Here is a 26530-nt window from a genome sequence, read left to right on the forward strand (position 1 = left end):
TGACAATGACAACAAGGGTGCACACATGACAGACCAATCGAACGCCAACCCACCGCTGCAACTGAGCCACGACCTCGCCGTGTTCGACACCGGCAGTTGGGTCGGGCGGGTCTGGCTGCCGGATCAAGGCCCAGCCGTGGTACTGGTCAAGGCCGGCGCCGTGCACGATATCAGCGCCCATGTGGCGACCGTTTCAGCGTTGCTCGAAGTGGCCGATCCGGTGGCTTACCTGCGCGCTCTGCCGCTGGCCGAGGCGTTGATCGAGCTACCGGCCCTGCTCGGCAACAGCGACCCCAGCCAACGTGACGCACGCTTGCCCTGGCTGCTGGCTCCGATCGACCTGCAAGCAGTCAAGGCCGCCGGCGTCACCTTCGCCGCCAGCCTGCTGGAGCGGGTCGTGGAAGAGCAGGCCAAAGGCGACCCGGCCAAGGCCGATGCCATCCGCGATACCCTGGCCAGCCGCATCGGTGCGGACCTCTCGCAGATCATCCCAGGTTCTGCCCAGGCCGAAGCGCTGCGCAAGGTTTTGGTGGAGCAGGGCTTGTGGTCGCAATACCTGGAAGTGGGCATCGGCCCAGACGCCGAAGTGTTCACCAAGGCGCAGCCACTGTCGGCGGTCGGGCATGGCGCCGACATCGGTATCCACCCCAAGTCGAGCTGGAACAACCCAGAGCCGGAAGTGGTACTGGCGGTATCGAGCGACGGCAGCATCAAGGGCGCCATGCTTGGCAACGATGTCAACCTGCGCGACTTCGAGGGGCGCAGTGCCTTGCTGCTGTCCAAGGCCAAGGACAACAACGCCTCCACCTCGCTGGGGCCATTGCTGCGCCTGTTCGACGAAAGCTTCAGCCTGGACGATGTGCGTAACGCCGAAGTGGACCTGCGTGTCGAAGGGCAGGATGGCTTCATCCTTTCTGGCCGCAGCTCCATGCGCCAGATCAGCCGCGACCCACAGGACCTGGTGCAGCAAACCCTCAACGAAAACCACCAGTACCCCGACGGGCTGGTGCTGTTTCTCGGTACCTTGTTCGCGCCCAAGCAGGACCGCGACCAACCAGGCAATGGCTTTACCCACAAGCAAGGCGACCTGGTCGCCATCAGCAACGCGCAACTGGGCACCCTGTGCAACCGCGTGACCACCAGCGACCAGGCGCCGCAGTGGGGCTTCGGCCTGCGTGCGCTGATTGACAGCCTGAGCCGGCGCGGCCTGCTGGAGGCGGCGGTGACGGCGCGGCAACCTTGAGGGTTGTCGCACTCCAGGGATGAACGCAACAGGATCGACGGATCGCCAAGGCGCTGACCGCGCTGCAACAATAATAATAAAGGCCATCAAATGAACCCTATGAAGAAGTATCAGCGCCTCACCGTTGTCTTCCTGCTGTTGATCGGCATCGTCAACTACCTGGACCGTAGTGCGCTGTCGATTGCCAACACCTCGATCCAGAAAGACATGATGATCAGCCCCTCGCAGATGGGCATTTTGTTGTCGGCCTTCTCCATCGCCTATGCCTTTGCCCAGTTGCCGATGGGCATGATCATCGACCGCCTGGGCAGCAAGATCGCCCTGGGCGCCTCGTTGCTGGCCTGGTCGGTGGCCCAGGCCACCTTCGGCATGGTCAACAGTTTTGCCGGCTTCATGGGATTGCGTGTGTTGCTGGGGATTGGCGAGGCGCCGATGTTCCCTTCGGCGGCCAAGGCCTTGTCCGAATGGTTCGACGCCAACGAGCGGGGTACCCCGACCGGTATCGTCTGGTCCTCGACGTGCCTGGGCCCCTGCCTGGCGCCACCTTTGTTGACCCTGTTCATGGTCAATTTCGGCTGGCGCGGCATGTTCATCATCACCGGCCTGATCGGTGTGGTGCTGGCGGTGTGCTGGCTGACCTTCTACAAGAGCAAGGCGCAGTACCTGGCCGAGCTCGCCGCTGAAGGCAAACCGCTGCCGAACGAGCACCAGCAACCGATACTCGCGGCAAACCCGCAGGCACCCAAGGCCTCGTACTTTGCTGGCTGGCTCGACCTGTTCAAGCATCGCAGCACCTGGGGTGCGGTACTGGGCTTCATGGGCGTGATCTACATGCTCTGGCTGCACCTGACCTGGCTGCCCGGCTACTTCGAGCGTGAACACGGGCTAGACCTGTACAAGACCGCCTGGGTGGTATCGCTGGCCTACGGCTTTGGCGCGGCGGGCACAATCGTCGCCGGACGCTTCTGCGACCTCTTGGTCAAACGCGGCATGAGCATCCTTGGCAGTCGCAAGTTCAGCGTCATCACCGGCCTGGTGCTGGCGGCGTTGTTCACCTTGCCGCTGTCCTACGTCAGCGGCCTGACCGGCTGTGTGATCCTGCTGTGCCTGGCGCTGTTCAGCATCAACATGGCCAGTGCCACCGCATGGATGATCGTCAACACCATCGTCGACAGCCCACGGGTGGCGTCGTTTGGCTCGATCCAGAACTTCGGCGGCTACATCGCAGGCTCCGTGGCACCGATTGTCACCGGCTTCAGCATCCAGTACTCGGGCTCGTTCAACACGGCCTTCATGATCAGTGCGATCGTGGCACTGTGTTCGGCGGTGGCGTACTTCCTGCTGCTGAAGGCGCCAATTGGCAGTACCAAGGCCGAGGCGGGGGCGATGGTCGGAGTTACCGAATAGCCCTGGATTAGCCCTTGTAGGAGCGGCCTGGCAGCGCAACTGGACCTACGGCACTTGTCAGTTGCGGCTGTCTGTATGTATAACCAGTACCCACATTCACTGCCCGACTTCGCCTCGTGATCGCCCATTCCGTCGACGACCCGCTCTACTACCTGCACAACTTCCGCCAGGTGCTGCTCTGGGTCGAGCAGCGCTATGACGACCTGCTCGACGAACAGGAGCTGGCGTTCATCCAGGCGTTTGCGCAATTGGACGCGCGGGCGCAGGCCTTGATGGTGCGCATGGTCATGCGCAAGGGCGAGTTGTTTCGCAGTGACAAGCTTACGTATGCCGAGGTCGGTGATACCGCGCAGGCCTTGCAGCCGTTGCAGGCGCTGGGTTGGGTCCGGGAGCCTGCGCAACTGCAACTGGAGCAGCTGTTCGCCCTGCTGCGCAAGGACGAGCTTGCGCAGTGCTTCGCCGGGCAGTTGAGCCGGCCACGCGCCAGCAAACATGACCTGCTCGCGCAACTTCAACCCTTGGGGCTGACGGCCAGGCCGTTGGCGCAGTGGTTTCCCGGTAGCGACGTGCGCATTCTCCAGTGGTGCCTGCAACCGCTGTGTGACCGCATGCGCCTGTTGTTCTTTGGCAACCTGTACCAGGACTGGTCGGACTTCGTGCTCGCCGACCTAGGCTTGCTGCGCTACGAACACGTGCCTTTCAGCACCGATTCGCGGGCCCTGCGCCAGCGCGCCGAGGTCGACTTGGCCATGGCCTTGCACCAGTGCGCCGAGCGGTTGGAGCAGGGCGATGACCCGCTGTCGATCCTGGATGCCATGGCGGGCCTGCACAGTGACAACCCCTGGCTGGCCCGGCGCCATGCGCGCCTGCTGTTCGCCCTGGGCCAGCAATGCGAGCGCCAGGGCGACTGGGACCAGGCCATGGCCGTTTATAGCCAGTGCAGCCACGCCCAGGCGCGCATCCGCCAGGTGCGTGTACTGGAACGCAGCGAACAGTGGCCTCAGGCCCATGCGCTCGCGCTGCAACTGGCGGCGGCCCCGGCCAACGCGCTGGAGGTGCAGGCGCTCGAACGCATGCTGCCGCGCCTGGCGCGCAAGCTCGGCGGCCCGCCGCAACGGCGCCAGCGTGCCGAGCACGTGCAATTGATCGAGCTTGAACTGCCGCGCGAACAGGCTGCCCTGGGCGTGGAAGAGGCGGTGCGCCAGCACTTGGCCGAGGCCGGAGGGCAGGCCCATTACGTGGAAAACACGCTGTTCAACAGCCTGTTCGGTCTGTTGTGCTGGGAGGCGATTTTCGCACCGGTACCGGGCGCCTTTTTCAACCCGTTCCAGGCTGCGCCCCAGGACCTGCACGACAGCGACTTCCAGCAACGGCGCAGCGCACTGTTCGAGCGCTGCCTGGGGCGGCTCGACGATGGCAGCCACCGCCAGGCCATTCTCGACTGCTATGCCGCCAAGCAAGGCCTGCAGTCGCCGTTCGTGTTCTGGCCCATGCTTAGCGACACCTTGCTCGAACAGGCACTGGCCTGCTTGCCGCCCGCGCATCTGAAACAGTGCTTCCTGCGCCTGTTGCAGGACATCCGCAACAACCGCGCCGGGATGCCCGACCTGATCCAGTTCTGGCCCGAGCAGGGCGGCTACCGCATGGTCGAGGTCAAGGGGCCGGGCGACCGCCTGCAAGACAATCAGCTGCGCTGGCTGGAATTCTGCCGCGCGCAGGGTTTGCCCGTGGCGGTGTGCCATGTGCGTTGGAGCGAGGCGGCGTGAGCTACAGCGTGGCCGTGCGCGCCCTGTGCGAGTTCAGTGCCAAGGTCGGCGACCTGGACCTACGCTTTACCCCGTCGCCCACGGCCCAGGAAGGCATCGAGGGGCATCAGCGGGTGGTGGCCAAGCGCGCGGCTGGCTATGAGTCGGAAATTGCCCTCGAAGGCCAGTTCGAAAGCCTCAGGGTGCGTGGCCGCGCCGACGGCTACGACCCCACTTGCAATCGCCTGGAAGAGATCAAGACCTACCGTGGCGACCTCTCGCGCCAGCCCGCCAACCATCGTCAGTTGCACTGGGCGCAGGCCAAGGTCTACGCCTGGCTGATGTGCCAGACGCGGCAATTGCCCGCCATCGAGGTGGCCCTGGTGTACCTGGAAGTGGACAGCGACGGCCAGACGCTGATCAGCGAGCGCCACAGTGCCGCCGAGCTGCAAGCCTTCTTTGCAACCCAGTGCCGCTGCTTTCTGCTCTGGGCCCAGCGTCAGCAAGGGCGTCTGGCCGAGCGTGACCGCGCTTTGCAGGCGCTGGGGTTCCCCTATGCACAGTTTCGCCAGGGCCAGCGGCAGTTGGCCGAGACCGTGTACAAGGCCGTGAGCACCGGCCGCTGCCTGATGGCCCAGGCCAGTACCGGTATCGGCAAGACCTTGGGTACCTTGTTCCCGCTGCTCAAGGCGATGGTGCCGCAGCAGCTCGACAAAGTGCTCTTCCTGACGGCCAAGACGCCAGGCCGGGCGCTGGCCCTCGATGCCATGCGCCAGATCACCGATGCCACGCCGCAACCGGCCTTGCGCACCTTGGAGCTGATTGCCCGCGACAAAGCGTGCGAATACCCCGACAAGGCCTGCCATGGTGAGTCCTGCCCCTTGGCGCAAGGCTTCTACGACCGCCTGCCCGCCGCGCGCGAGGCGGCAGCGGGGCTGCCTTTGCTGGACCGCGCCAGCCTGCGCGAGGTGGCCTTGGCGCATCAGGTATGCCCCTATTATCTGGGCCAGGAAATGGCCCGCTGGGTGGACCTGGTGGTGGCCGATTACAACTATTACTTCGACGCCCATGCCTTGCTGTTCAGCCTGGCCCAGGCCAACCAATGGCGGGTGGCGGTACTGGTGGACGAAGCGCACAACCTGGTCGAGCGCGGTCGCGGCATGTACAGCGCCAGCCTCGATCAAGGCCAGTTGCTTGCCTTGCGCCAGCGCAAGCCGCAGGGGCTGGTCAGTGCGCTGGACCGCCTCAACCGGCAGTGGAACGCGTTGTACAAAGAGCAGCGCGCGCCGTATCAGGCTAGCGAACAGTTGCCGGATGCCTTCATACGCGCCTTGCAGCAGTGCATCGGGCTGATCCAGGAACGTTTGAACCAGGCACCTGCCGAGGTGGATGTGCACGTGCTGCAGTTCTTCTACCAGGCGCTGCAATTCAGCCGGGTGGCTGAGCTGTTCGACGAGCATTTCATCTTCGACATCAGCCAGCGCGAAGGCCTGCGCAAGCGGCGGCTGGCGACCCTGTGCCTGCGCAACGTCAACCCGGCGCGGCTGCTGGCGCCGCGCATGCAGGCGGCGCGCAGCGTGACGCTGTTTTCCGCCACGCTGAGCCCTCGGCATTTCTACAGTGACCTGCTCGGCATGCCGGCTGACACGGCCTGGCTAGAAGTGGCGGCGCCGTTTCGCGCCGAACAGCTTGAGGTGCGTATCGCTAGCCAGGTTTGCACCCGTTACCGAGAGCGCCAGGCCTCGCTGGCGCCGATCGTCGAGCTGATCGCCGAGCAGTATCAACGCATGCCCGGTAATTACCTGGCGTTCTTCAGCAGCTTTGAATACCTGCAACAGGTGGCCGGCTTGCTGGCTGAGCGGCATGGCCACATTCCCCTTTGGGCCCAGGCAGCTGGCATGGACGAAGCGGCGCGTCAGGCGTTTCTCGACCGTTTCGTGGCCCACGGCCGCGGGGTTGGCTTCGCGGTGCTGGGTGGCGCCTTCGGAGAAGGCGTGGATTTGCCCGGCACCCGTTTGATCGGGGCGTTTGTCGCTACCCTCGGGTTGCCCCAGGTCAACCCCGTCAACGAGCAGTTCAAGCAGCGCCTGGGGCGTCAGTTTGGCGCAGGTTTTGACTACGCCTACCTCTATCCGGGTGTGCGAAAGGTCATTCAGGCCGCAGGCCGGGTCATTCGTGGTGATCAAGACCAAGGCGTGCTGGTGCTGATCGACGAACGCTTCGCCGAACCGCGAGTGCAGCAGATGTTCCCCGGTTGGTGGCAGACGGCGCTGGATTAACCCGGCATCCCGTCCACCCTTGGCCGAAGCAGGATCGGCAGGTAATGCCAGAGAAACAGCAGCAGTGCCAGGCTCCAGCAGAGGACGGAAAGGCTGACCCCCAGTGGCGTGAACAGCGTCAACACGACGCGCGCCAACGCCGCCAGTTGCAGCAGTACAAAGGCCCCGACAACGCGGTTCGGCACCTTGAGCGGCCGGCCAGTGTGCCCGAGGCTGACCCGCGCCATCATCGCCACGATCAAACCGGTCATGGCGCCGATGGTCAAGGCATGGGTCACCAGGCTCAAATTGACAGCTACCCCGGCATGCCACAGTGCCATGCCCAGGCAAGCCGCTGCCATCCAAGCGTAGGCCAGGTGCAGCGACCACAGCAGTGGTACGCGCCACAGCCCTCGGTCATGCCAGAGCACGAGGCGGGTAGCGTGCAGGGCGAACAGGCCGGCGAACAGCATGCCGAGGCCGGCATGTGGTGTGTCGGCGGCCCCAGTGGCAAAGGCCAGGGGTACCGCCACGCTCAATAGCAGGCAAGCGCGATCCAGCCACGGACGGGCAGGGGTGGGGCTGGTGTGGCCCAGCCCTCGAAGCGTGAAGAAGGGAATGACCCGTCCCCCGAGCATGGTCATCATCGCCGCCACCAGCCATAACCCGGCAAACACCCCTCGGCGTTGCCACAGTTCGTCCTGACGCAGCCAGCCTGCCAGCGTCAGCCATTGGCAGGCGGCAATCAGCAAGACCAGGCCGATGATGGGGTAATTGTTGCGCAAGCGGCGTTGCACGATCGGGCGGGCCAGGGCGAAGGCCACCAGGGGCAGGAAGCTGCCTTGGACCAACACCAGCACACTGCCTGGCAGTGGCAGGAACCAACTCGCCCGGCCCAGCAGCCAGAGCAGGAACACGCCCTGCAACGCTCGCCCACTCACGCCGGGGATGCCGCTCCAGTTCTGTACGGCGGTCAGCAGAAAGCCTGCGACGATGGCGGCGGCAAAGCCGTACAGCATTTCATGCCGGTGCCAGGCAAGCATACCGCCGGGCGGGCTTGGGGCCAGCACACCGGCCAGTACGCCGGCCCACAGCAGCAAGGCGACCAGCGCAAACAATGTGCCGCCCAGGAAGAATGGGCGAAAACCCAGGCCCCAGACGGCCTGGCGCGGGCGAGCATCGATCGGTTGCACGAGCATGGGCGGTCCTTCTTTCGTTCAGTGGGCTTCAATTGGGGTAAGATCACGATTCGTGCCATCTTCAAACCCCTTGAATATCAAGGTGATGGCACTGCGCCTAGTCCGAATGACCTCGCTTTGCTGTTGTCATTTGCACTTGTTTGTATGTCGTATTGACTCGCTTTGCGCTTTGCCTGTCCCCGTACCGGTCCAAGCGTCGTTACAGGATTCACGTTGTGACCGATCTCTCGAAAAATCCCCTGCTGCAGTACATGGCCCGTCTGGCCCCCTCCAGCCAGCAAACCATGCGCTACATCCTTCAGGACGCCGCCGACCGGCTGGGCTTTGCCGACTGCAATATCGTCGATGTGCCTTGGCACCGGCTCGACCCCGGCCACGTGATCGCCCTGGTCGCAGCGCTGCGCGAAGACGGCTATGCCCCCAACAGCTCATCGCTGTACGTCAATGCCATCCGTGGGGTGATGAACGAGGCGTGGCGTCAGGGCCTGATCGACCATGAGCAGTTGCTGAGAATTCGCGAGGTCAAGCCGGCCACCGGCAGCCGCCTGCCTCCGGGGCGCAACCTGCGGCGCAGCCTGATCCGCGAGTTGATGGATGTGTGCGCCGCCGACCCCCGGCCGCAAGGCGTTCGCGACGCGGCGATTATTGCCTTGCTGTATGGCACCGGTATGCGCAAGTCGGAGTCGGTCGACATCGACCTGGACCAGGTGGACTTCGAAGCCCGCAGCCTGCAGGTGTTGGGCAAGGGCAACCGGCAACTGATCAAGTACGCGCCGCCGTGGGCGTTCGAGAAGCTGCAGGCGTGGCTGGACCTGCGCCGCGAGGATTTGCCGGAGGGGGCATCCGACGATGCGTTTCTGTTCAACCGCATTCGCCGCGGCAACCACATCACCCGCGCACGCATCACCAAACATGCGATCTACTACATTGCCCGACAGCGCGGTGCTCAGGTGGGCGTGAAGATCATGCCCCATGATTTTCGCCGCGCGTTCATCACCCGGGTTATCGAAGAGCACGACCTGTCGATTGCCCAGAAGCTTGCGCACCACGCCAATATCCAGACCACCGCCAGTTACGACCGCCGGGATGACAACGAGCGGCGGCGGGCGGTAGACCGCTTCGATTATTGAAACTGGCTTTTGACCCGGCACCGAAACAGGGCCTTCGCGCGCCCTCGCTTTGTGCGCCATAGCCCCGTGTGCCTGATGCCAGAGCGGCTGCGCTGACGATTTCATCTTCGTTCACCTGCGTAGTTGGCCCGCAACCTGCTTTGTCCAGCCTGCGAATTTGATCGAGTGGTCAGGCTGGCAGCCCTTGAGCGCCGCCTGCCTGACCCTCTAAACGGCCAGCAGGCCACAGATATCAGGGGCCGCAGGATGTCGCTCGCGGAGCAGATCGAACAACAACAAGACGATGCAGGCTGGAGTGCCCACCTGCAGTTGCGTTTTATCCAACGCGACCGTGTGACCCGCCTTGGTGCGCGGCGGCATTTCGGACCTCTTTTGGTGCAGCGCCCTTTCTATCCTGAGGGCGCGCCGTGCCATGTCTATGTGCTGCATCCGCCCGGTGGCATCGTCGCGGGTGACCGGCTGGAGCTCGACATCCACCTTGAACCTGGCAGCCATGCGTTGCTGACCATGCCCGGCGCCAGCAAGTTCTACCGCAGCATTGGCCCGACCGCGCGGCTGGCCCAACGCTTTCACCTCGCCGCCGACAGCACCCTGGAATGGCTGCCCCAAGACAGCATTTTTTTCGCAGGTGCCCGCGCCAGCCTCGACAGCCGCTTCACCCTGGCGCCGGGCGCCCGCTTGCTGGCCTGGGAAACCCTGTGCCTGGGGCGTCCGGTCATGAACGAGCGTTTCGATCAGGGTGCCCTCGACAGCCGCTTGCACATCGAACTGCCCGACGACCCCGGCCTGTACGAGCGCCTGCGCATCGAAGGCGGGCAATTGGCCAAGCTCGCCGGGCACCCGCTGGTGGCCACCTTCTGCGCCACACCTGCCGACGCGGCGTTGCTGGATGACATCCGGGGGTTGCTCGATGAGCTGGACAACCCCGCCGGCGCGACCCTGATCGGGTCGCTGCTGGTGATCCGTCTGCTCGACCACGACAACCAACACCTGCAACACACCTTGCAACGCCTCTGGCATGTACTGCGCCCGGCCGTCCTCGGCCTGCCTGCATGCCCGCCGCGTATCTGGGCTACCTGAGAGAAGCGCCATGGAGCTGACCCCGAGAGAGAAAGACAAACTGTTGCTGTTCACCGCCGCGCTACTGGCGGAGCGGCGACTGGCCCGCGGGCTGCAACTCAACTACCCGGAAGCGGTAGCGTTGATCAGTGCCGCAGTGCTGGAAGGCGCCCGCGATGGCCGCACGGTGGCCGAGCTGATGAGCCTGGGCCGTGAAGTGCTAAGCCGCGAGCAGGTCATGCCGGGCATCGCCGAAATGATCCACGACGTGCAAGTCGAGGCGACCTTCCCGGATGGCACCAAGCTGGTGACCGTGCATGACCCCATCGTCTGAAACCGGCCAGGAGCCCCGCATGATCCCAGGTGAAATCCAGGTCGCCGCCGGCGACATCGAACTCAACAGCGGCCGCACGACGGTGAGCGTCAGCGTGGCCAACCACGGCGACCGTCCGGTTCAGGTCGGCTCGCACTATCACTTCTACGAAGTCAACGACGCACTGGTGTTCGACCGTGCGCCCACCTTGGGCTATCGGCTGGACATTCCGGCCGGCACCGCCGTGCGCTTCGAACCGGGCCAGGCACGCACCGTGCAACTGGTGGCCTATGCCGGCAAGCGCGAAGTCTATGGCTTCCAGGGCAAGGTGATGGGCGCATTGGAGGGCAGGGCATGAGCCGTATTTCTCGCCAGGCCTATGCCGACATGTTCGGCCCTACCGTTGGTGACCGCGTGCGCCTGGCCGATACCGCGCTGTGGGTGGCGGTCGAGAAGGACTTCACGGTGTATGGCGAAGAGGTCAAGTTCGGCGGCGGCAAGGTCATCCGTGACGGCATGGGGCAGGGCCAGATGCTGGCGGCCGAGGCCATGGACCTGGTGCTGACCAATGCGTTGATCATCGATCACTGGGGTATCGTCAAGGCAGACATCGGCGTCAAGCACGGGCGTATTGCCGCGATTGGCAAAGCTGGTAACCCCGACGTGCAGCCTGGCATCACGGTGCCGGTCGGCCCTGGCACCGAAGTGATCGCCGCAGAAGGCAAGATCGTCACCGCCGGCGGTATCGACTCGCACATCCATTTCATCTGCCCGCAACAGGTGGAAGAAGCGCTCACCAGCGGCGTCACCACGTTCATTGGCGGCGGCACGGGGCCGGCCACCGGCACCAACGCCACCACCTGCACGCCTGGGCCGTGGTACCTGGCGCGCATGCTCCAGGCCGCCGACAGCCTGCCGATCAACATCGGCCTGCTGGGCAAGGGTAATGCTTCACGCCCCGAGGCCTTGCGCGAGCAGATCACGGCGGGTGCCGTGGGCCTGAAACTGCACGAGGACTGGGGCTCGACCCCGGCAGCCATCGACTGCTGCCTGGGCGTGGCCGAGGAAATGGACATCCAGGTGGCCATCCACACCGACACCCTCAATGAGTCCGGTTGCATCGAAGACACCCTGGCAGCCATCGGCGACCGCACCATCCATACCTTCCATACCGAGGGGGCGGGCGGTGGCCATGCGCCGGACATCATCCGCGCCGCAGGGCAGGCCAACGTGCTGCCGTCCTCGACCAACCCGACCTTGCCGTACACCGTCAACACGGTCGACGAGCACCTGGACATGCTCATGGTCTGCCACCACCTGGACCCGAGCATCGCCGAGGACGTGGCGTTTGCCGAGTCGCGCATCCGCCGCGAAACCATCGCGGCCGAAGACATCCTCCACGACATGGGCGCTTTCGCCATGACCTCGTCCGACTCGCAGGCCATGGGCCGGGTCGGAGAGGTGGTGCTGCGTACCTGGCAGGTCGCCCACCAGATGAAGCTGCGCCGTGGGCCACTGGCGCCGGACAACAGCTACAGCGACAACTTCCGGGTCAAGCGCTACATCGCCAAATACACCCTCAACCCGGCGCTGACCCACGGTATCGCCCACGAAGTGGGCTCGGTCGAGGTGGGTAAGCTGGCCGACCTCGTGCTTTGGGCACCGGCCTTCTTTGCGGTCAAGCCCGCGCTGGTGATCAAGGGCGGGATGATCGTCACCGCACCCATGGGCGATATCAACGGCTCGATCCCCACGCCACAACCGGTGCACTACCGGCCGATGTTCGGCGCCCTGGGTGCAGCGCGGCATGCCACGCGGATGACCTTCCTGCCCCAGGCCGCCATGGACCGCGGCCTGGCCGAGCAACTGAACCTGCGCAGCTTGATCGGCGTGGCCCATGGCTGCCGGCGAGTGCGCAAAGCCGACATGGTCCACAACACCTTGCAGCCTGTCATCGAGGTGGATGCGCAGACCTACCAGGTACGTGCCGATGGCGAGCTGCTGGTGTGCGAACCGGCCCGCGAACTGCCGCTGGCCCAGCGTTACTTCCTGTTCTGAAGGAGCACAGATGATAGTCCTGACTCGCCGGGTCACCGAACCCGGCTCGTGTGTCGAAACCGGCACCGTCACCCTGGCTGTGGATAGCCGCATCAAGAGCCGTTTGCGGGTAACCCTCGACGATGGCCGCGACGCCGGCCTGATGCTCGCACGTGGCCACCTGCTGCGTGGCGGTGAACTGCTGGCCGATGCCGATGGCGGCCAGGTCATCCGTGTAGTGGCCGCGCCCGAGACGGTCTCGACGGTGCGCTGCGCTGACCCGCACTTGCTCGCGCGGGCGGCCTACCACCTGGGCAATCGCCATGTGCCGCTGCAGATCGAGCCCGGCCTGTTGCGCTACCAGCATGACTACGTGCTTGACGACATGCTGCGTGGCCTGGGCCTGACGGTGGACACCGAACAGGCACCGTTCGAGCCCGAGGCGGGCGCCTACCAGAGCGCGCCGCATAGCCATAGCCATAGCCACAGCCATGGCCACGACCACCCGTTCGTGCGCCTGCCTGCCCATTCCTGAACTGCCTTGGAGCAACCGATGAAAAAGACTTTCGCCCTGTTTCTGCTGATGCTGGCCCTGCCGGCCTTCGCCCACCCTGGCCACGATAACAACCCCTTGCAGGACGGCCTGTTGCACCCGCTGACCGGCCTTGATCACCTGCTGATGCTGCTGGGTACCGGCGTGCTCGCTGCGCTGACCCGACGTAACCTGACATTGCCCTTGGCGACCCTGGCGGCGATGTTTGCCGGCGCCGTGTGCGGCCATCTGTTTGGCGATGTGCTGGGCATGGAGGCGATGATCGCCGTGTCGTTGCTGGTGGCTGCCGCAGGCATATTGCTGCCCAGCCGTCAGCTGATGCTGGCACTGGCGATGCCGGTGTTCGCCCTGTTCCACGGTTGGGCGCATGGCGTAGAGGCCACGCCTAGCGCGTTCTGGCAGTTTAGTGCGGGCTTTGTCACCGTCAGTGGCCTGCTGCTGCTGGCCGGGTTCGCGGTGGGTTGCCTGCTGCGCCGTCACAGCGGCTTGCAAAAGGCCTTTGGTGGTGGCCTGTTGGCCGGCGCCGCACTGGTACTGGCCGGTTGATGGACAGCGACCTGGCGCTGCTGCGCCTGCTGCAATTGGCCAGCCCCGGGTTGCCCGTAGGTGGGTTCACCTACTCGCAAGGCCTCGAGTGGGCGGTCGAAGCGGGCTGGGTACGGGATATCGCTAGCTTCAGCGCCTGGCAGCGCGAGCAGTTGCACGACACCCTGGGCGGGGTCGATTGGCCGGTGCTGGCGCGCCTGTATCGTGCCTGCCAGGCGGCAGATGCTGAAGCCTTCAGCCATTGGAGCCGCTTTCTGCTGGCCAACCGCGAAACCGCCGAGTTGCGCCTGGAAGAACAACAGCGTGGCGCGGCGCTGGCACGTCTGCTCGATGGCTGGCAGCTGGGGCAGGACCCCGCCTGGCGTGCCAGCCTCGAACTTAGCCAGTTGGGCGGCATGGCCTGGCTCGGCACCTACTGGTCGATCCCGTTGCGTCAGTTGGCGCTGGGCCTTGGTTTTGCCTGGCTTGAGGGTGCGGTCATGGCCGGGGTCAAGCTGGTGCCGTTCGGCCAGCAGGCGGCGCAAACCTTGCTGCGTGACCTTGGCCAGGCGCTGCCCGCCGTACTTGACCACGCACTGGCCCTGGGCGACGACCAACTTGGTGGTGGCCTGCCCTTGCTGGCCATCGCGTCATCGCGTCATGAAACCCAATACACCCGTTTGTTCCGATCTTGAGGACTGCCTTCATGCAAAGCTATCAACAACCCCTGCGCGTCGGTGTCGGCGGCCCGGTGGGCTCTGGCAAGACCGCGCTGCTCGAAGCCCTGTGCAAGGCCATGCGCGACCACTACCAGATCGCTGTGGTGACCAACGATATCTACACCAAGGAAGACCAGCGCATCCTCACCGAAGCGGGCGCCCTTGAGCCCGAGCGCATTGTCGGCGTCGAGACCGGTGGCTGCCCGCACACGGCGATCCGCGAAGATGCCTCGATGAACCTGGCGGCGGTAGAAGCCCTGGCGCGTAAGTTTGGCAACCTTGAAGTGATTTTCGTCGAGAGCGGTGGCGACAACCTCAGTGCCACCTTCAGCCCGGAGCTGGCCGACCTGACCATCTACGTTATCGATGTCGCCGAGGGTGAAAAGATCCCGCGCAAGGGCGGGCCCGGCATTACCAAGTCCGACTTCCTGGTGATCAACAAGACCGACCTGGCACCTTATGTCGGCGCGTCGCTGGAGGTGATGGAACGCGATACCCAGCGCATGCGCCCACAGCGGCCCTGGACGTTCAGCAACCTGAAGAAGGGCGAAGGGCTGCAGGCGGTGATCGATTTTATCGTCGAACGCGGGATGCTTGGCGTACGGGGTTAAAAAAACCTGGGGCTGCATAGAGCAGCCCCAAGGCAGGCAAAACCTTCTCAGTCATGGCAGCAATGCGCTTTATCGGGCTGCCCTTCATAACGGTCATGGTGCCGCACCCAGTCCATGGTTCCGGCTTCGTTACGCCCCAAGGGCGCAATGTCGAGGAAGTTGTAGGTATTGACCAGGATGTCCAGCCCCCGGGCATAGGTCGAGTAGGTGTGGAACACGCTGCCGTCTTCGTCCCGATAGAACGCACTCAGCCCAGGCAGCTCGCTTTCGTTGCCCTCATAGGGTTCATAGTTGTACTGCCGAAGGCCCTCGGTGCCCACGCTGACGCCAAAGTCTTCGTTGAACCCACTGCCTGCGGACGAGTACCACGGGAACTGCCAACCCATGCGTTGGCGAAACGCCTGGAACTCGGCGTACGGCGCCCGTGATACCGCCACCAGTGACACGTCGTGGTGTGCCAGGTGCAGGTTCGCGCCGTCAAAATGGTCGGCCAGGAACGAACAGCCCGGGCACCCTTCGCTCCAACCTTCGGCAAACATGAAGTGGTAGAGCAGCAGCTGGCTGCGCCCGGCAAACAGCTGGGCCAGGCTCAGCGTGCCCTCCGGCCCTTGGAAGCGATAAGGGTGTTCAACCTTGACCCAGGGCAGGGCACGACGGGCTGCGGCCAGTTCGTCGCGTTGATGGGTAAAGGCTTTTTCATGCAGCCACAGTTGCCGGCGTGCGGCCAGCCACTGGCTGCGGGGTACCACCTCATGCCTGTTTTCACGCGTGCTCATGGTGCTGACTCCACCTAAGGGATTCAGCACTAGTCGAGCAGGGCTCGGCCGGATCGACAGGCAGCGATGGCCGAGCGATGAACGGTGGGCTTGCCGTCAGCCCGAATGAGCAATATGCCCTTCGGCCAACTCATCCGACGCTTCGTTATCCCCTGGCAACGCGGTAATCACACTGAAGTCACTGACCTCGACCGCACCGCCGCCGTACCCCAGCAAATGGAAGGAAAACGCCTTGCGCTCGGTCGGGTTATCGAAGCCGAACTCCATCTCCAGCGGTTGGTCCGCAGTCACCCGGATCTCTTCAGGCAGCCCCAGCGGTACGTCCTGCTCTAGTTGCTTGGCCTTGAGCTTGATATAGGCCGCGCGCCGGGGATCCAGTGAACGCACCTTGACCCGTACCCGGGTATGCGAACCCTCGGGCATTTCCAGGTACTGTGCGCCGATCAGGTTGTCGGCCCAGTCATCGTGAATGCGCTTGCGCAGTTGTATCGGCGAAGGGCCGCCGAACTGGTAGCGCAGGTTCAGCGGCGTCTGCAACAGCGACTGGTCGAGTACACCGGCGAGGCTGACGATTTGCTGGCCGAGCATGTTTGCACCGGGGCCGAGGTAGCGTGCCTGGTCGGCGATGAACCCCTCGCTGGCATAACGCCGGCAGCGTTGCTGGAAATCGCATTCGGTGAACACCCCCTGGCCGTCGTGGTAGCGCAGCATACCGTTGGTGTACGAGATCATCTCGCGGCCACTGTCGTAATCGCGGTACAGCGAGCGACCGCCGAGCGCGACCGGGATCGGCAAGGCGAAGTAGTCGAGCAGGGAGGTGGTCAGGTCGATATGGCCATAGGTGCCACGCTTGATGTGCGGCAGTTGCGCCTGCTCCGGCGCCAGGGTGAGGTTGAAGCCCCAGGAAGACGCCAGGCGTACACCGTCGATGCCGTGGGACTCATCGGAGGTTACCACCACCAGGGTGTCCTTGAGCACACCCTGGCGTTCGAGGTTGTCCAGAAACGCGCCGATGGCGTCGTCCAGGTAGGCTACCGCCGCCTGCTTGGGTGTGTCATAGCGCTCAAGGTACTCCGCCGGTGCCGAATAGGGCTGGTGGGTGCCCACGGTGAGCAGGGTCAGCATCCAGGGTTTGTCCTGTTTGCGAAGCTGCCCGACATAGTCCAGGGCACCTTCGAAGAAGGCGCGGTCGTCCTTGCCCCACGGGAAGTCCAGGTAGTTCTTGTTGCGGAACCATTCCAGGCCGTGCACCGAGTCGAAACCGATGTGCGGCATGATGCGGTCCTTGGCCATGAAGCGCAGGCCGGCACCTTGCAGGTAGTGGGTGGTGAAACCGGCCTGGCGCAACTGCGCCGGCAGGCAGGCCTGGTTGCGTTCGTTCTGGGTCAGCAGTTCGACGCCCTTGGGGGTGCCGTTGGCCAGCTTGTCGTAGTCGCCGCAGAGCATCGCGTACAGCCCACGGATGGTCTGGTGGGTATGCAGCACGTAGTCCGGGGTGTTCATGCCACGCTCGGCCCAATGGCTGAGCTTTGGCATCAGATCTTCGTCGAAACGGCTGTGCAGTGCCTGGCGGTTGGGGCGAATGTAGGCGCCTGGGATGCCTTCGACGGTGATGACCAACAGGTTACGGGCGCTGCCCGGTGCCTTGAGCAGCTTCTGGCCGTGCAGGTCGGATTGGGTCAGGCCGCTGCTGGACAGCGGCGGTATCACGTGCTCCTGGCCCGACCAGCCCTGCACCTGGCGTTGCAGGTTGCCGACACCGGCAGAAAGCAGCTGATGGGAGAGGTTGTATTGTCGCCACTGGTCGGCGTCGGAGGGGGCCAGGTGCTGGCTGCCCCAATGCACGCCAAACAGCAGCAGTGGGATCGCCCAGGCCTTGCGCGGCAAGGCAGAGGCAGGTTGGCCGCGGCTGCGCCAGACACTGAGCAACCAGGCCAGCAGGCCAACCGCCAGGGCACCGGGCAACCAGCCGTGGGCCAGGCCGCCGCCGGTCGAATTCTCCATGAATTGTGGGTCGGCGAGGTAGCCGAGGTCGGCACTGGTGGGCAACCTGCCCACCGCGCTCACCAGCTCGGCCGAGGCCACCCAGAGTGCGGCCCAGGCCAGCAAGACCGGTAAAGCCAGCCACCACGGCCGGCGGTGCAGCAGCAAGACCAGCAGGCTGCCGAGGGCGAGGTCGGACAGATAACCGAGCGGGTTGGACCAACCCAGCATGGCGCGCGTACCCAGTGGGATCACCAGCACCAAGCCCGCCAAAGCGGCGAGCCGGGTACGTGGGTGGTCGAACAGGTTCTTCACAGAAAACTTCCCTTTTGCCATTAAATCGTCATGCATCTGTGCGCAATGATAACAGGCTGAGGCGGGGAACGCGGTCGGCTACAAGGCTGGTAACCAAAAGCCGGGCTTGCTTGCGCAAGCCCGGCTGAAGGGTACGGGTCAGAAGTAGTAAGGGAATTTGAGGCTGAAGGAGAAGTCTGGCGCATCGTCGGTGAGACCAATGGCAAGGTTGGGGACAATGGTCAGGTTGTCGCTCGCCGCGAAGGTCATGCCGATGTTGAAGTTGGCTGCGTTGTAGTCGCTGTTGCTGATCGACTGCCAGTCGCCGCCATCGGGCTTGATCTTGCTTTTGCGGGCGAACTGGTCGGAGAAGGAGAACGACATGCTCATCTTCTCGTTCAAGGCAAAGGCGATACCGGCGCCAATTTGCCAGGAATCACCCAGTTTCACGTCACCCGGCACTTTGCTGTTGACCTGGGGGCTGATGTCGCTGAACGAGTCCTCCATGTTGTAGGTGTAGGACAGGCTGCCGAAGAGCACGGCGGGGTCGAAGGTCTTGACCAGCGAGATGCCCGGCGTGATCGCCCAGACGCCGTTGCCTGTCGGCAGGCTTTCTGGCACCGACAAGTTGTCGTTGCCCGGTACCTCGCGCAGCTTGATGCCATATGGGTCCTTGCCGGTTGGCGCCTTGATCCGCAGTGTCGCCACCGCATCGGGCCAGTTCTCCGACTCATCCATGAATTTGTAGGCGACGCCCACGTTGATATCGCCGATTTCTGGGTCACGGGTGACGGTTTCGTCAGTGGTAACCGGAGCCGCACCCCCTGCACCGCCCGATGAGTAGGTCGATTCGCGGTAGACCACCGGGACGTTGATGTCGAACTGCCAGCGTTGCGCCAGATTGTAACGGGCGGTCAGGTCCAGGGTCCAGTTGTCCGCCTTGATACGGTCGAGGTTGATGTTGCCGAGGAATATCGAGTCCAGCGCAAGGAAGCCATTGAGCACCAGTGCGCGGGTGTCGTAGTGGGTGTAGGTGACGCCGGTTTCGAAACTGAACTTGCCGCCGCCGAAAAAGCCGCTGGCCTCGTCATACAGGTTGGACACGCTTTGCGCGGGCTCTGAGCCGTCCTTGAGCGATTGGCCATAGGAGCTGCCGGTGGTGCCTGGCGCCCCTGCAGCGACGGTCTGGCCGCCCTGGACCGTTTCGGCCGGGGACCTGGTGAGGCGTTTGGGGGCAGGCGCCGCAGGTGTCTCCTCGACCTGGCGAACGCGTTGTTCAAGCACCATCAAGGCTTGTTGCTGTGCCTCATAGCGCTGTTTCAACGCCATCAGTTCTTGTTTGAGTGCTTCGACCTGCGGATCGACAGCTGCATAGAGGGATGTGGCTGGGGCCAAGGTAGTCAAACAGACAAAAGCTCTGAACGTTAACGATCGGTGCATGGATTTGCCGTCCCTTCCGACTACTTTTGATGAGACTGAGCGTAGATCAGTATCCCAGAGTGCGAAGACCTTTGAGCTGGTCGAGGCTACCGTTCAGCGATGCGGCCGTAGGCACGTTTTCACGCATGACAACATTGAGGGAAGTGAGGTTGCTGACCTGGTTGCCATTGCCGAGCAACGTTGCGTTCTGCATCAGGCCCCCCTGGGCCAGGCGTTGCACGGTACTGCCCTGGTTGTTGGCGGCCGTGATGTTGAGCTGCACACCCACGCCGGTCGACGAAACGCTCAATGCGCCCGCGCCGTTTTCGCCGACCAAGGTCGAGCCTGCGGTCAGGGCCTGGCCCTGCGGCTGCGCTGCTGGCGCCTGGTTGGCCTTGGTGACGTTGATATCGACATTGTTGTAGGCGGTATTGTTGTCACCTGCTGCGCGCACAACCTGGGTCACGCCCTCGGTGCTGCTGAGCCCGCTACCGCCGGTGACCGTCCCGGTGCCGGCCACGCTGCTGGCGCTTTGCGATTGCGCGGCGCCCGTGCCTTTTTCGTCAATCATCGACACATAGAACTGTGGTTTGACGGTGTTCTGCTGCACTTGCAGCGTGGAAGACGCCCCGATCACGTCACCCTTGGCATTTTGCCAGGTGCTGGTCATGACGATGCCAAAGCTCACGATCCGTCCCGGCATCACATAACGACCGCGCAGGTTCGCCAACTCTTGATCCTTCAGCTCGATGGGCTTGAACGTCTCTGCATGGGTTGGCAGGCTGGCGGCCAGGCATGCCACGGCTAGCCAGAATGGAGTCTTCATTGGATGCTCCCGGAGCGTCGTGCTCCCAAATCGTTAGAAGAGTCGTTAGAAAAAGTCACTTTTAATGAAGCCGAAGTCCATCAGCTCTGCATCCTGCACCGGGGCGAAATTGTTGACGCGGCCCTTGGCAGTCAGTGGCAGAGGCGGGTCGAGCAAGGCGTTGTTCTTGTCATAACCCTGGCCGATCACGGCGAAGATGATGCCGTTCCAGCCTTTGAGAAAGTCCTCGACCTTGAAGCGCTTGTGGCCCAGTACCGGGTCACCGATATACACCCAGCCTTTGTCGACCTTTTGCATGACCACGAAATGCTTGTAGCCACGGATGTCCATCAGGACCACGACCGGAATGCGGATGCTGTTCAAGGTATCCGGCGCCACCCGGTAGCCACGGGCGCGCATCCCCAGGCTTTCTACGTAGCGTTTCATGTCGAGCATGGAGAAGCCTTGGGTGCGTACCAGGTCCTGGTCCGCGTGCGCCAGCATGCCTTCGATGATCTGTTGTTCGTCCACGTCCAGCCAGTAGGCTTGACGCAGGATGGTTGCCAGCGAGGCTGCGCCACAGCTGAAGTCGGTTTTCTGTTGCACCAGGTCGGCGAACTTGCGCTCGCGTACGCTCTGGATGGGTTTGAACACCACCGCGCCGCCCGGCAGCACGGACAGTGGCATTTGTGCAGCTTCGCTCACGCTGGCCAGGCACAGCAAAAACGCCAAGGCGAAAATACGCATGATCGGGTGCCTTCTTGTTCTGGTTGAAAAAGGCCCCCCGCAGGGGGCCTCCAGGCTACAGCCGTTAGAACGAGGTGTTGGAGATGGCCAGCGAGTTGCTTTGCTGGTTGCCCACACCGGCAGCCACGTTGACGCCCAGGTTGCCGCTGCCACCGTTCACCGAACCGCTCAGGGTTGCAGTGTTGGTCACAGGGTTGGCCCAGCCGGTTGGGGTCAGCACTTGGAAGGAAACCGTGTTGCTGAGGTCGTAAGAGCTGCTTTCGCTGTAGCTTTTCACGACATCTTTGGACGATTCCTTGGATTTGCTGCCCGATTTTTCGAACGAGGAGTCGAAGGCTTTTTCGAACGAAGAGTCATAGGACTTCTCGAACGAAGAGCTGGACGATTTCTCGTGCGATTTGTCGATGGTTGCGTCGAGCGAAGCGTTGAGCGAAGCATCGACAGTTTCACTGCGAGTGCGCTCACGACGGCCATCATCAGTGGTGACGGTGTGCGAAGCATTAGCCGCAGCGTCCAGGGTTGCGGTCAGAGAAGCGGTGTAGCTCGAGCTCGAATCCTTGCTACGAGATCCGCTGGCGTTGGCGCTTTTTGAGCCGCTGGCATCCCAGCTGTTAGAGCCGCTGACGTTGAAGCTCGAAGAAGAGCTCTTGTCGACGCTCAGGTTCGAATTTTTTTCGCGAGAGGCGTTACCGCTGGCCGTAGTGGTAAACGTCAGCGTATCCACACGGTAGGTGCGGTCGGCGCTGTTGTTCACGATCAGGCCTGGGCCGTTCTGCTCGGCAGAGGCGGTGGCGGTGGCGTTGCCCAATGGCGCATTGGTGTTGGCGATCGCCATGGTGTTTTTCTGTTGGTTGAGGTCGCCGCCCGCAATGTTGACGCCGACGTTGCCGGAGGCGCCATCACCCGAACCGCTCATCACCGCAGAGGATTGGGTAGACCAGTTGTCCACCCGGTTGCCATCGCTGAACTGGCGGACATCGGCAGTTGCTTCGGCAGTCCCGAACACGAAGCTGTTATCCAGGCTCGACTCGGAAGATGCGTTGGCAATGGCTGCAGCGTTGTCCTGTTGGTTGCCATTACCGGCTGCCACGTTGACCCCAACGTTGCCGCTGGCACCGGTCGCCGAGCTGCTCATTTCGGCTTCATTGATGGTGCCTTGGTTGGTGATGGTGTTGTCGGTGCTGCTCTGGCTATCGAGGGCATTGGCCGTTGCATACACAGGGATCTTGGTGGGTGGAGGCGTGTGATGACCGTTGTTATGGTGGCCATTGTGATGGTCATTGCGCCGATCGTTTTGCCCAGCTTGTACAGCAACAGCCATGACCGCAGCAATTGCGAAAACCAGAGGCTTTATTGCCATCGAGGGTTTCATGGTGATTCTCCGTACTTTATTTAGGTTAAGTGTTGTTCTTAACTGTTTGGGTCAATCCGCGACCCGTATGCTCAAGGTGTTGGCCATTCGGTTTCCCACCCCGGCACTCTGATTCAACTGAATCACCCCACGGCTACCGGTGAATGCCTGGTCACTGGTGGTGACCTGGCGATGGCCGGGTGCAGCGTCAGTTGGATCGGAGTTGTTGAGCAGCGCCACGTTCTGTTGCATGAGGACGCTGTCGTCGATGCTTTGCGGTTGAGTACTGAGGCTGATGCGCAGTGCGTTGGCTTGCTGGGTGCCGGCACCCGCGCTCTGGTTGACCCCCAGAGCGCCGCTGCCTTGGCTGAAAGCGTTACCCTGGATGCTGGAGGTGGCATCCATGGCGCCGTCGACAGGGGTGCCGAGCCGTTGGCGTATCTGTGTGGTGGCGCTGGCCTCATGGCCCACGGCGATGGCCCGGGCGTTGGCTTGCTGCTGCAGGTCGCCGGCCGCCTGGTTGACCGTGAGGTTGCCCTGGTAACGGCTGCCCGAGCTGTCGATGTCGGCGTTGTTGATCACGGGGGATTGAGCGAAGGCTGGCGCACTGCAGAGCGTGGCCAGAAGCAGCAGGGTGTGCCTCATCTCACTTGCCTCCGGTCAGGATTTGCAGTGGGGCCAGGCCGCGTTGGACGCTTGAGTTGACCATGTTGGAGATGCCGTTGCCTGAACCTGAACCACGTCCACCGGCGAGGTTGGGCAGCTGCGTCTGATGGGTCAGATTGCCGCCCAGGTTGTTGGTCTGCTGATTGACCAGGGCGCTGATGCCGGCACCGCTGCTGATGCTGGCAAAGTCACCATCGCTCAATTCATGGGTCTGCCTGAGGATCTGCGCAGAGGGGTTGGCATTGACGGTGGTCGGGCTTGGGTCGGGAATCATCGGCGGGATGGTCGCGTTGCGCGTCTGCACATCGCGGGTAATGATGATGATGCCGTTTTCGGCCTGAACAGGCTGGGTCAGCCCTGACCCTAGAACGCAACCGAGTAGCAAGAGGCGATAGACGCGTTTATCAAGTATCCCCACGACGGCAATTCCTTCTTTGGCGTGCTGGTCCGATTCAGCGATGCGAAGAAGAGAGCAGAAGCTGTGCCGTGTTTGGCTTTTGTTTTTAAATCAAATGGTTATGCGAATGCACTGGCCGTGTGCCGCGTTTTCTGTATCAAGGCTGATACAGATCATCGAGCGCTGAGGGGCCGAAGCCTGTGTGGGCCCAGCCTGGAGGGATTTTTGCAAGGGTGTTTCACTGACTTGACACTGCCCCCGAAATGGGGGGAACCCCCGCATTTGCGGGGGCTATCACCCACCTGAGTGTGTCAGTGAATTAACACTCAGTCGGGCAGGCTGGCGTATCGCTATCAAGCAGCGTAGCGACTGTTTGCAGCGCCTGCAACTGGCGTTGCGGCCAATTGCCATTAATCACCTGAACCCTTTGCTGGTGCCGCTGCAACCAGCGCAGGCTGTCGTCGAAAAAGCGCTGTCTATCGCTGATATCAGGGTGGCAACGCTGGCCATCGGCAACCCAGTCCACGTCTTGCGGGCTCAGTAATAGATGCAGGTCGTAGTGCCGGGCAAGCAAAGCCTGTTCCAGCCAGGCGGGGCAGTCGTCGAACAGGGCGCGACTCCACAGCATGTTGCTGAGCAGGTGAGTGTCGAGGATCAACAGCTCAGGCGCTTGCGCGCGAGCGCGGTCTTCCCACTCAAGCTGGCCGCGGGCGATGGTTGGGATGTCGGCGTAACACGTATCGCGGCCTTCCTGATCAATGAAATGACGCACGTATTCGGCGACCACCACCCCACCGAAGTGCGCCTGCAGCACACCGCTGAGCCAGCTCTTGCCGCTGGATTCCGGCCCGCACAGCACCAGCACCTTCATGCGTGCACCAGCGCGGGGTCACGGCGCCATTCCAACCAGCCGCGCACTGCGATCAGGGTGAGGACTGCAAAGAAGCCGGCGGTGAAATACAGCTGCTGATGCAGGTACTGGCCGACATAGACGATGTCTACCACAAACCACAACGGCCAGCATTGCAGGCGCTTCTGTGCCATCCACAGTTGCGCGACCAGGCTGAAGCCGGTCAGGGTGGCGTCCAGCCAGGGCAGGGCGGCATCGGTCCAGTTGGCCATGGCCGCACCCAGGGTCAGGCTGAGCAGTGCGCCCAGTGCGAGCCCGGTGCACAGCGCGCGTGCTTGCAGGCGTGTCACCTGACGGGCATCGTGCGCACGGCCTGGGCGCTTCCATTGCCACCAGCCATACAACTGCAACAGGGCGTAGGCCACTTGCAGCAACATGCCCGAGTACAGCTTCACCTCGAAGAACAGCCAGCCATAAATCGATACCATGACCAGCCCGATCGGCCAGCACCAGGCGTTCTGCTTGACGGTGAGCCAGACAGCGGTGACGCCGAGTACGGCGGCGATGAGTTCAAGGCCGGACATCGGCGATCCTTGGAGAGGCGAGAAGAGGGGCGCGATTGTAGCTTGTCGATAATCGAAGGAGTAGTACGGGTGTAGGAGCGGCCTTGCGTCGCGAAAGGCCGCTCCTACAGGGGATTACACCCGGAACTGGCGCAACAGTTGCTCCAGCTCTTCGCTCAACCGGCCCAGTGCCACCCCTGCATCACTCGACTGGCGCGCTGCCTCAGCGGTCTGCTGGGACAAGCCTGCGGTGTCCAGCACATTGCGGTTGATCTCTTCGACCACATGCGACTGTTGCAAGGTAGCACTGGCGATGGACGCATTGAGCGCCGTGAGGTTGTGCAGCGCCTGGCTGATGGCATCCAGGCTGGCGCCGGCCTCGCGGGCCTGCTCGACGGTCTGGCGCGAGGCCTCGCTGCTGGTGTCGATCGCCCGCACTGCCGCATCCGACTGGCCTTGCAGGTGCTCGATCATGGTGTGGATCTCGGCCGTGGACTGGGCGGTGCGCTGGGCCAACAGGCGTACCTCGTCGGCGACCACGGCAAAGCCACGGCCTTGCTCGCCGGCGCGGGCTGCTTCGATTGCCGCGTTGAGGGCGAGCAAATTGGTCTGCTCGGCAATGGAGCGGATCACGTCGAGCACGCCACCAATGCGCGTGCTGTGCCCGGCCAGGTCACGAATCACCTGGACTGCCTGGTCGATGGTCAGTGACAGGCGATCGATCTGTTCGAGGCTGCCGTGAATGGCCTGTTGGCCATGCTGCACCTGTTCTTGTGCCGCGCGCATTTCCCCCGCCGCCTGCTCGGCAGTCTTGGCCACGTCCTGTACGGCATAGGTCACTTCGTTGACGGCGGTGGCGACCTGGTCCATCTGCTGCGACTGCTGGGCGCTGTGCTGCTGCGCGGCGCCGGCGTTGTCGCCGACATGCCCGGCGGACCGGGCCAGGTCGTGGGCGGCGCCCTGCAGTTGGCCGACCACCCCTTGGAGCTTGCCGTTGAAGCGGTTGAAGTGCTCGCCCAGGTGGGTGATTTCATCGCGGCCGTGGGTGTCCAGACGCCGGGTCAGGTCGCTTTCGCCGCTGGCGATGTTCCCCATGGCCTGCACGGCCTCCTGCAAGGGGCGGGCGATACTGCGGGCAATCAGCATGACCACCAGGGCCATCAGCAGGGCGATGCCCAGGCCAACCAGCGAGGCGTCGCGCAACTGCCGGGCAAATTCGGCTTGCACATCATCGATGTACACACCTGAGCCGATGACCCAGCCCCACGGCTTGAACAGCTGTATATAAGAGGTCTTGGCCACCGGTTCGCTGGCACCGGGTTTGGGCCAGCGATAGTTGACCGGCCCGGCGCCTTGGCTGTGGGCGAGGCTGACCATTTCGTTGAACACGGCAAAGCCGTCGGGGTCGCGGATGGCTGACAGGTCCTGGCCGTCGAGCTTGGGGTTGGCCGGATGCATGATCATCTTCGGCCCCAGGTCGTTGATCCAGAAGTAGTCGTCGTGGTCGTAACGCAGCGCGCGCACCACCTGCAGCGCCTGTTGCTGGGCGGCATCGCGGCTCAGCGTGCCGGCAGCCTCCAGGCCCTGGTAATAGGCCAGTACTCCGGCGGCGGTCTGCACCACATGGCGGGTTTTTTCCGCCTTGGCCTGGTACAGGTCGCCGTGGATCTGGCGCAGCATCAGCAGGCCCAGAACCACCAGCATCGCGACTGCCACCAGCAGGATCAGCCACAGACGGCGGCTGATCGACATCGATCTCAGGGTTTTCATCCAGGCACTCCCGCCTTGTTCTTGTTATTCAGGTGCATCCAAGCATGCTTTGCGACAGGGCCCCACTCGACTAATGGCTAAGTGCTAGTCTAGTCGTACTCTGCAGCAGC

Annotated in this window: 25 protein-coding genes; 13 read left to right on the forward strand and 12 right to left on the reverse strand. The window is 63.3% G+C overall.

Annotated features, from left to right (window positions below; translation table 11 throughout):
- The first annotated feature begins 25 nt into the window (after nucleotides 1-25).
- The 4 genes from OGV19_RS08885 to OGV19_RS08900 all read left to right on the forward strand — a co-directional run bounded on the left by OGV19_RS08885 (nucleotide 26) and on the right by OGV19_RS08900 (nucleotide 6674).
- Entirely contained in the window at nucleotides 26-1243 is a 1218-nt protein-coding gene (locus OGV19_RS08885) for a fumarylacetoacetate hydrolase family protein (RefSeq protein WP_264313042.1), read from the forward strand.
- Nucleotides 1244-1342: 99 nt separating this feature from the next.
- Complete coding sequence (locus tag OGV19_RS08890; protein ID WP_264313917.1) at nucleotides 1343-2650, forward strand: MFS transporter; 1308 nt, start codon at nucleotides 1343-1345, stop codon at nucleotides 2648-2650.
- 116 nt (nucleotides 2651-2766) lie between these two features.
- Nucleotides 2767-4416: a VRR-NUC domain-containing protein gene (locus OGV19_RS08895; RefSeq protein WP_264313043.1), complete on the forward strand. Its 1650-nt coding sequence runs from the start codon at nucleotides 2767-2769 to the stop codon at nucleotides 4414-4416.
- Nucleotides 4413-6674, forward strand: coding sequence for an ATP-dependent DNA helicase (locus OGV19_RS08900; protein ID WP_264313044.1), 2262 nt, complete (start codon nucleotides 4413-4415; stop codon nucleotides 6672-6674). The genes OGV19_RS08895 and OGV19_RS08900 overlap by 4 nt, the downstream gene beginning before the upstream one ends.
- On the opposite strand, the gene OGV19_RS08905 is transcribed toward OGV19_RS08900, so the two are convergent.
- Nucleotides 6671-7852 carry an NnrS family protein gene (locus OGV19_RS08905; RefSeq protein WP_264313045.1) on the reverse strand — a complete coding sequence of 394 codons (1182 nt, stop codon included), beginning with the start codon at nucleotides 7850-7852 and terminating at the stop codon, nucleotides 6671-6673. The two genes, OGV19_RS08900 and OGV19_RS08905, sit on opposite strands and share 4 nt — an antisense overlap.
- Nucleotides 7853-8067: 215 nt before the next feature.
- On the opposite strand from OGV19_RS08905, the gene xerC reads away from it, so the two are divergent.
- From xerC to ureG, 9 genes are all read left to right on the forward strand, one after another.
- On the forward strand, nucleotides 8068-8982 hold the full coding sequence (gene xerC / locus OGV19_RS08910; RefSeq protein ID WP_264313046.1) for a site-specific integrase: 915 nt from the start codon (nucleotides 8068-8070) through the stop codon (nucleotides 8980-8982).
- A 246-nt stretch (nucleotides 8983-9228) separates the two neighbouring features.
- On the forward strand, nucleotides 9229-10062 hold the full coding sequence (locus OGV19_RS08915; RefSeq protein WP_264313047.1) for an urease accessory protein UreD: 834 nt from the start codon (nucleotides 9229-9231) through the stop codon (nucleotides 10060-10062).
- A 10-nt stretch (nucleotides 10063-10072) separates the two neighbouring features.
- Nucleotides 10073-10375 carry an urease subunit gamma gene (locus tag OGV19_RS08920; RefSeq protein WP_264313048.1) on the forward strand — a complete coding sequence of 101 codons (303 nt, stop codon included), beginning with the start codon at nucleotides 10073-10075 and terminating at the stop codon, nucleotides 10373-10375.
- Nucleotides 10376-10394: 19 nt separating this feature from the next.
- On the forward strand, nucleotides 10395-10712 hold the full coding sequence (locus OGV19_RS08925) for an urease subunit beta (protein ID WP_264313918.1): 318 nt from the start codon (nucleotides 10395-10397) through the stop codon (nucleotides 10710-10712).
- Entirely contained in the window at nucleotides 10709-12412 is a 1704-nt protein-coding gene (gene ureC, locus OGV19_RS08930; RefSeq protein ID WP_264313049.1) for an urease subunit alpha, read from the forward strand. The genes OGV19_RS08925 and ureC overlap by 4 nt, the downstream gene beginning before the upstream one ends.
- Before the next feature lie 10 nt (nucleotides 12413-12422).
- Entirely contained in the window at nucleotides 12423-12926 is a 504-nt protein-coding gene (gene ureE, locus OGV19_RS08935; RefSeq protein WP_264313050.1) for an urease accessory protein UreE, read from the forward strand.
- Between the two features lie 18 nt (nucleotides 12927-12944).
- On the forward strand, nucleotides 12945-13490 hold the full coding sequence (locus tag OGV19_RS08940) for a HupE/UreJ family protein (protein WP_264313051.1): 546 nt from the start codon (nucleotides 12945-12947) through the stop codon (nucleotides 13488-13490).
- Entirely contained in the window at nucleotides 13490-14164 is a 675-nt protein-coding gene (locus tag OGV19_RS08945) for an urease accessory protein UreF (RefSeq protein WP_264313052.1), read from the forward strand. Before OGV19_RS08940 ends, OGV19_RS08945 begins: the two co-directional genes overlap by 1 nt.
- Nucleotides 14165-14175: 11 nt before the next feature.
- A complete protein-coding gene (ureG, locus tag OGV19_RS08950) occupies nucleotides 14176-14799 on the forward strand; it encodes an urease accessory protein UreG (RefSeq protein WP_010953755.1) in 624 nt (207 codons plus the stop codon).
- A gap of 47 nt (nucleotides 14800-14846) precedes the next feature.
- On the opposite strand, the gene OGV19_RS08955 is transcribed toward ureG, so the two are convergent.
- The 11 genes from OGV19_RS08955 to mcpP form a co-directional block, all read right to left on the reverse strand.
- Entirely contained in the window at nucleotides 14847-15575 is a 729-nt protein-coding gene (locus OGV19_RS08955; RefSeq protein WP_264313053.1) for a DUF899 domain-containing protein, read from the reverse strand.
- 96 nt (nucleotides 15576-15671) lie between these two features.
- Complete coding sequence (locus tag OGV19_RS08960) at nucleotides 15672-17873, reverse strand: LTA synthase family protein (protein ID WP_264313054.1); 2202 nt, start codon at nucleotides 17871-17873, stop codon at nucleotides 15672-15674.
- Between the two features lie 138 nt (nucleotides 17874-18011).
- Nucleotides 18012-19292: a fibril amyloid transporter FapF gene (locus OGV19_RS08965; RefSeq protein WP_264313055.1), complete on the reverse strand. Its 1281-nt coding sequence runs from the start codon at nucleotides 19290-19292 to the stop codon at nucleotides 18012-18014.
- 46 nt (nucleotides 19293-19338) lie between these two features.
- Nucleotides 19339-20097, reverse strand: coding sequence for a fibril amyloid subunit FapE (locus OGV19_RS08970; RefSeq protein ID WP_264313056.1), 759 nt, complete (start codon nucleotides 20095-20097; stop codon nucleotides 19339-19341).
- A 45-nt stretch (nucleotides 20098-20142) separates the two neighbouring features.
- Nucleotides 20143-20823: a fibril amyloid maturation endopeptidase FapD gene (locus tag OGV19_RS08975; protein ID WP_264313057.1), complete on the reverse strand. Its 681-nt coding sequence runs from the start codon at nucleotides 20821-20823 to the stop codon at nucleotides 20143-20145.
- Nucleotides 20824-20887: 64 nt separating this feature from the next.
- Nucleotides 20888-22195 carry an amyloid-like fimbrin subunit FapC gene (locus OGV19_RS08980; RefSeq protein ID WP_264313058.1) on the reverse strand — a complete coding sequence of 436 codons (1308 nt, stop codon included), beginning with the start codon at nucleotides 22193-22195 and terminating at the stop codon, nucleotides 20888-20890.
- A 51-nt stretch (nucleotides 22196-22246) separates the two neighbouring features.
- Entirely contained in the window at nucleotides 22247-22819 is a 573-nt protein-coding gene (locus tag OGV19_RS08985) for a fibril amyloid subunit FapB (protein ID WP_264313059.1), read from the reverse strand.
- A 1-nt stretch (nucleotide 22820) separates the two neighbouring features.
- On the reverse strand, nucleotides 22821-23258 hold the full coding sequence (locus tag OGV19_RS08990) for a functional amyloid chaperone FapA (protein ID WP_264313060.1): 438 nt from the start codon (nucleotides 23256-23258) through the stop codon (nucleotides 22821-22823).
- 298 nt (nucleotides 23259-23556) lie between these two features.
- A complete protein-coding gene (locus OGV19_RS08995) occupies nucleotides 23557-24108 on the reverse strand; it encodes an ATP/GTP-binding protein (protein ID WP_264313061.1) in 552 nt (183 codons plus the stop codon).
- Complete coding sequence (gene pnuC / locus OGV19_RS09000) at nucleotides 24105-24671, reverse strand: nicotinamide riboside transporter PnuC (protein WP_264313062.1); 567 nt, start codon at nucleotides 24669-24671, stop codon at nucleotides 24105-24107. Before pnuC ends, OGV19_RS08995 begins: the two co-directional genes overlap by 4 nt.
- Before the next feature lie 114 nt (nucleotides 24672-24785).
- Complete coding sequence (mcpP, locus tag OGV19_RS09005; RefSeq protein WP_264313063.1) at nucleotides 24786-26420, reverse strand: methyl-accepting chemotaxis protein McpP; 1635 nt, start codon at nucleotides 26418-26420, stop codon at nucleotides 24786-24788.
- Nucleotides 26421-26530 lie beyond the last annotated feature (110 nt).

This window comes from Pseudomonas putida (assembly GCF_025905425.1).
GTDB lineage: Bacteria > Pseudomonadota > Gammaproteobacteria > Pseudomonadales > Pseudomonadaceae > Aquipseudomonas > Aquipseudomonas putida_AF.

Coding starts and splice junctions, on each gene's coding strand:
- OGV19_RS08905 (WP_264313045.1), bottom strand. CDS start 7,852: ATGCTCGTGCAACCGATCGATGCTCGCCCGCGCCAGGCCGTCTGGGGC.
- OGV19_RS08975 (WP_264313057.1), bottom strand. CDS start 20,823: ATGCGTATTTTCGCCTTGGCGTTTTTGCTGTGCCTGGCCAGCGTGAGC.
- ureE (WP_264313050.1), top strand. CDS start 12,423: ATGATAGTCCTGACTCGCCGGGTCACCGAACCCGGCTCGTGTGTCGAA.
- OGV19_RS08965 (WP_264313055.1), bottom strand. CDS start 19,292: ATGCACCGATCGTTAACGTTCAGAGCTTTTGTCTGTTTGACTACCTTG.
- OGV19_RS08915 (WP_264313047.1), top strand. CDS start 9,229: ATGTCGCTCGCGGAGCAGATCGAACAACAACAAGACGATGCAGGCTGG.
- pnuC (WP_264313062.1), bottom strand. CDS start 24,671: ATGTCCGGCCTTGAACTCATCGCCGCCGTACTCGGCGTCACCGCTGTC.
- ureC (WP_264313049.1), top strand. CDS start 10,709: ATGAGCCGTATTTCTCGCCAGGCCTATGCCGACATGTTCGGCCCTACC.
- OGV19_RS08885 (WP_264313042.1), top strand. CDS start 26: ATGACAGACCAATCGAACGCCAACCCACCGCTGCAACTGAGCCACGAC.
- OGV19_RS08890 (WP_264313917.1), top strand. CDS start 1,343: ATGAAGAAGTATCAGCGCCTCACCGTTGTCTTCCTGCTGTTGATCGGC.
- OGV19_RS08980 (WP_264313058.1), bottom strand. CDS start 22,195: ATGAAACCCTCGATGGCAATAAAGCCTCTGGTTTTCGCAATTGCTGCG.
- OGV19_RS08945 (WP_264313052.1), top strand. CDS start 13,490: ATGGACAGCGACCTGGCGCTGCTGCGCCTGCTGCAATTGGCCAGCCCC.
- OGV19_RS08985 (WP_264313059.1), bottom strand. CDS start 22,819: ATGAGGCACACCCTGCTGCTTCTGGCCACGCTCTGCAGTGCGCCAGCC.
- OGV19_RS08940 (WP_264313051.1), top strand. CDS start 12,945: ATGAAAAAGACTTTCGCCCTGTTTCTGCTGATGCTGGCCCTGCCGGCC.
- mcpP (WP_264313063.1), bottom strand. CDS start 26,420: ATGAAAACCCTGAGATCGATGTCGATCAGCCGCCGTCTGTGGCTGATC.
- OGV19_RS08970 (WP_264313056.1), bottom strand. CDS start 20,097: ATGAAGACTCCATTCTGGCTAGCCGTGGCATGCCTGGCCGCCAGCCTG.
- OGV19_RS08920 (WP_264313048.1), top strand. CDS start 10,073: ATGGAGCTGACCCCGAGAGAGAAAGACAAACTGTTGCTGTTCACCGCC.
- OGV19_RS08995 (WP_264313061.1), bottom strand. CDS start 24,108: ATGAAGGTGCTGGTGCTGTGCGGGCCGGAATCCAGCGGCAAGAGCTGG.
- OGV19_RS08925 (WP_264313918.1), top strand. CDS start 10,395: ATGATCCCAGGTGAAATCCAGGTCGCCGCCGGCGACATCGAACTCAAC.
- ureG (WP_010953755.1), top strand. CDS start 14,176: ATGCAAAGCTATCAACAACCCCTGCGCGTCGGTGTCGGCGGCCCGGTG.
- OGV19_RS08955 (WP_264313053.1), bottom strand. CDS start 15,575: ATGAGCACGCGTGAAAACAGGCATGAGGTGGTACCCCGCAGCCAGTGG.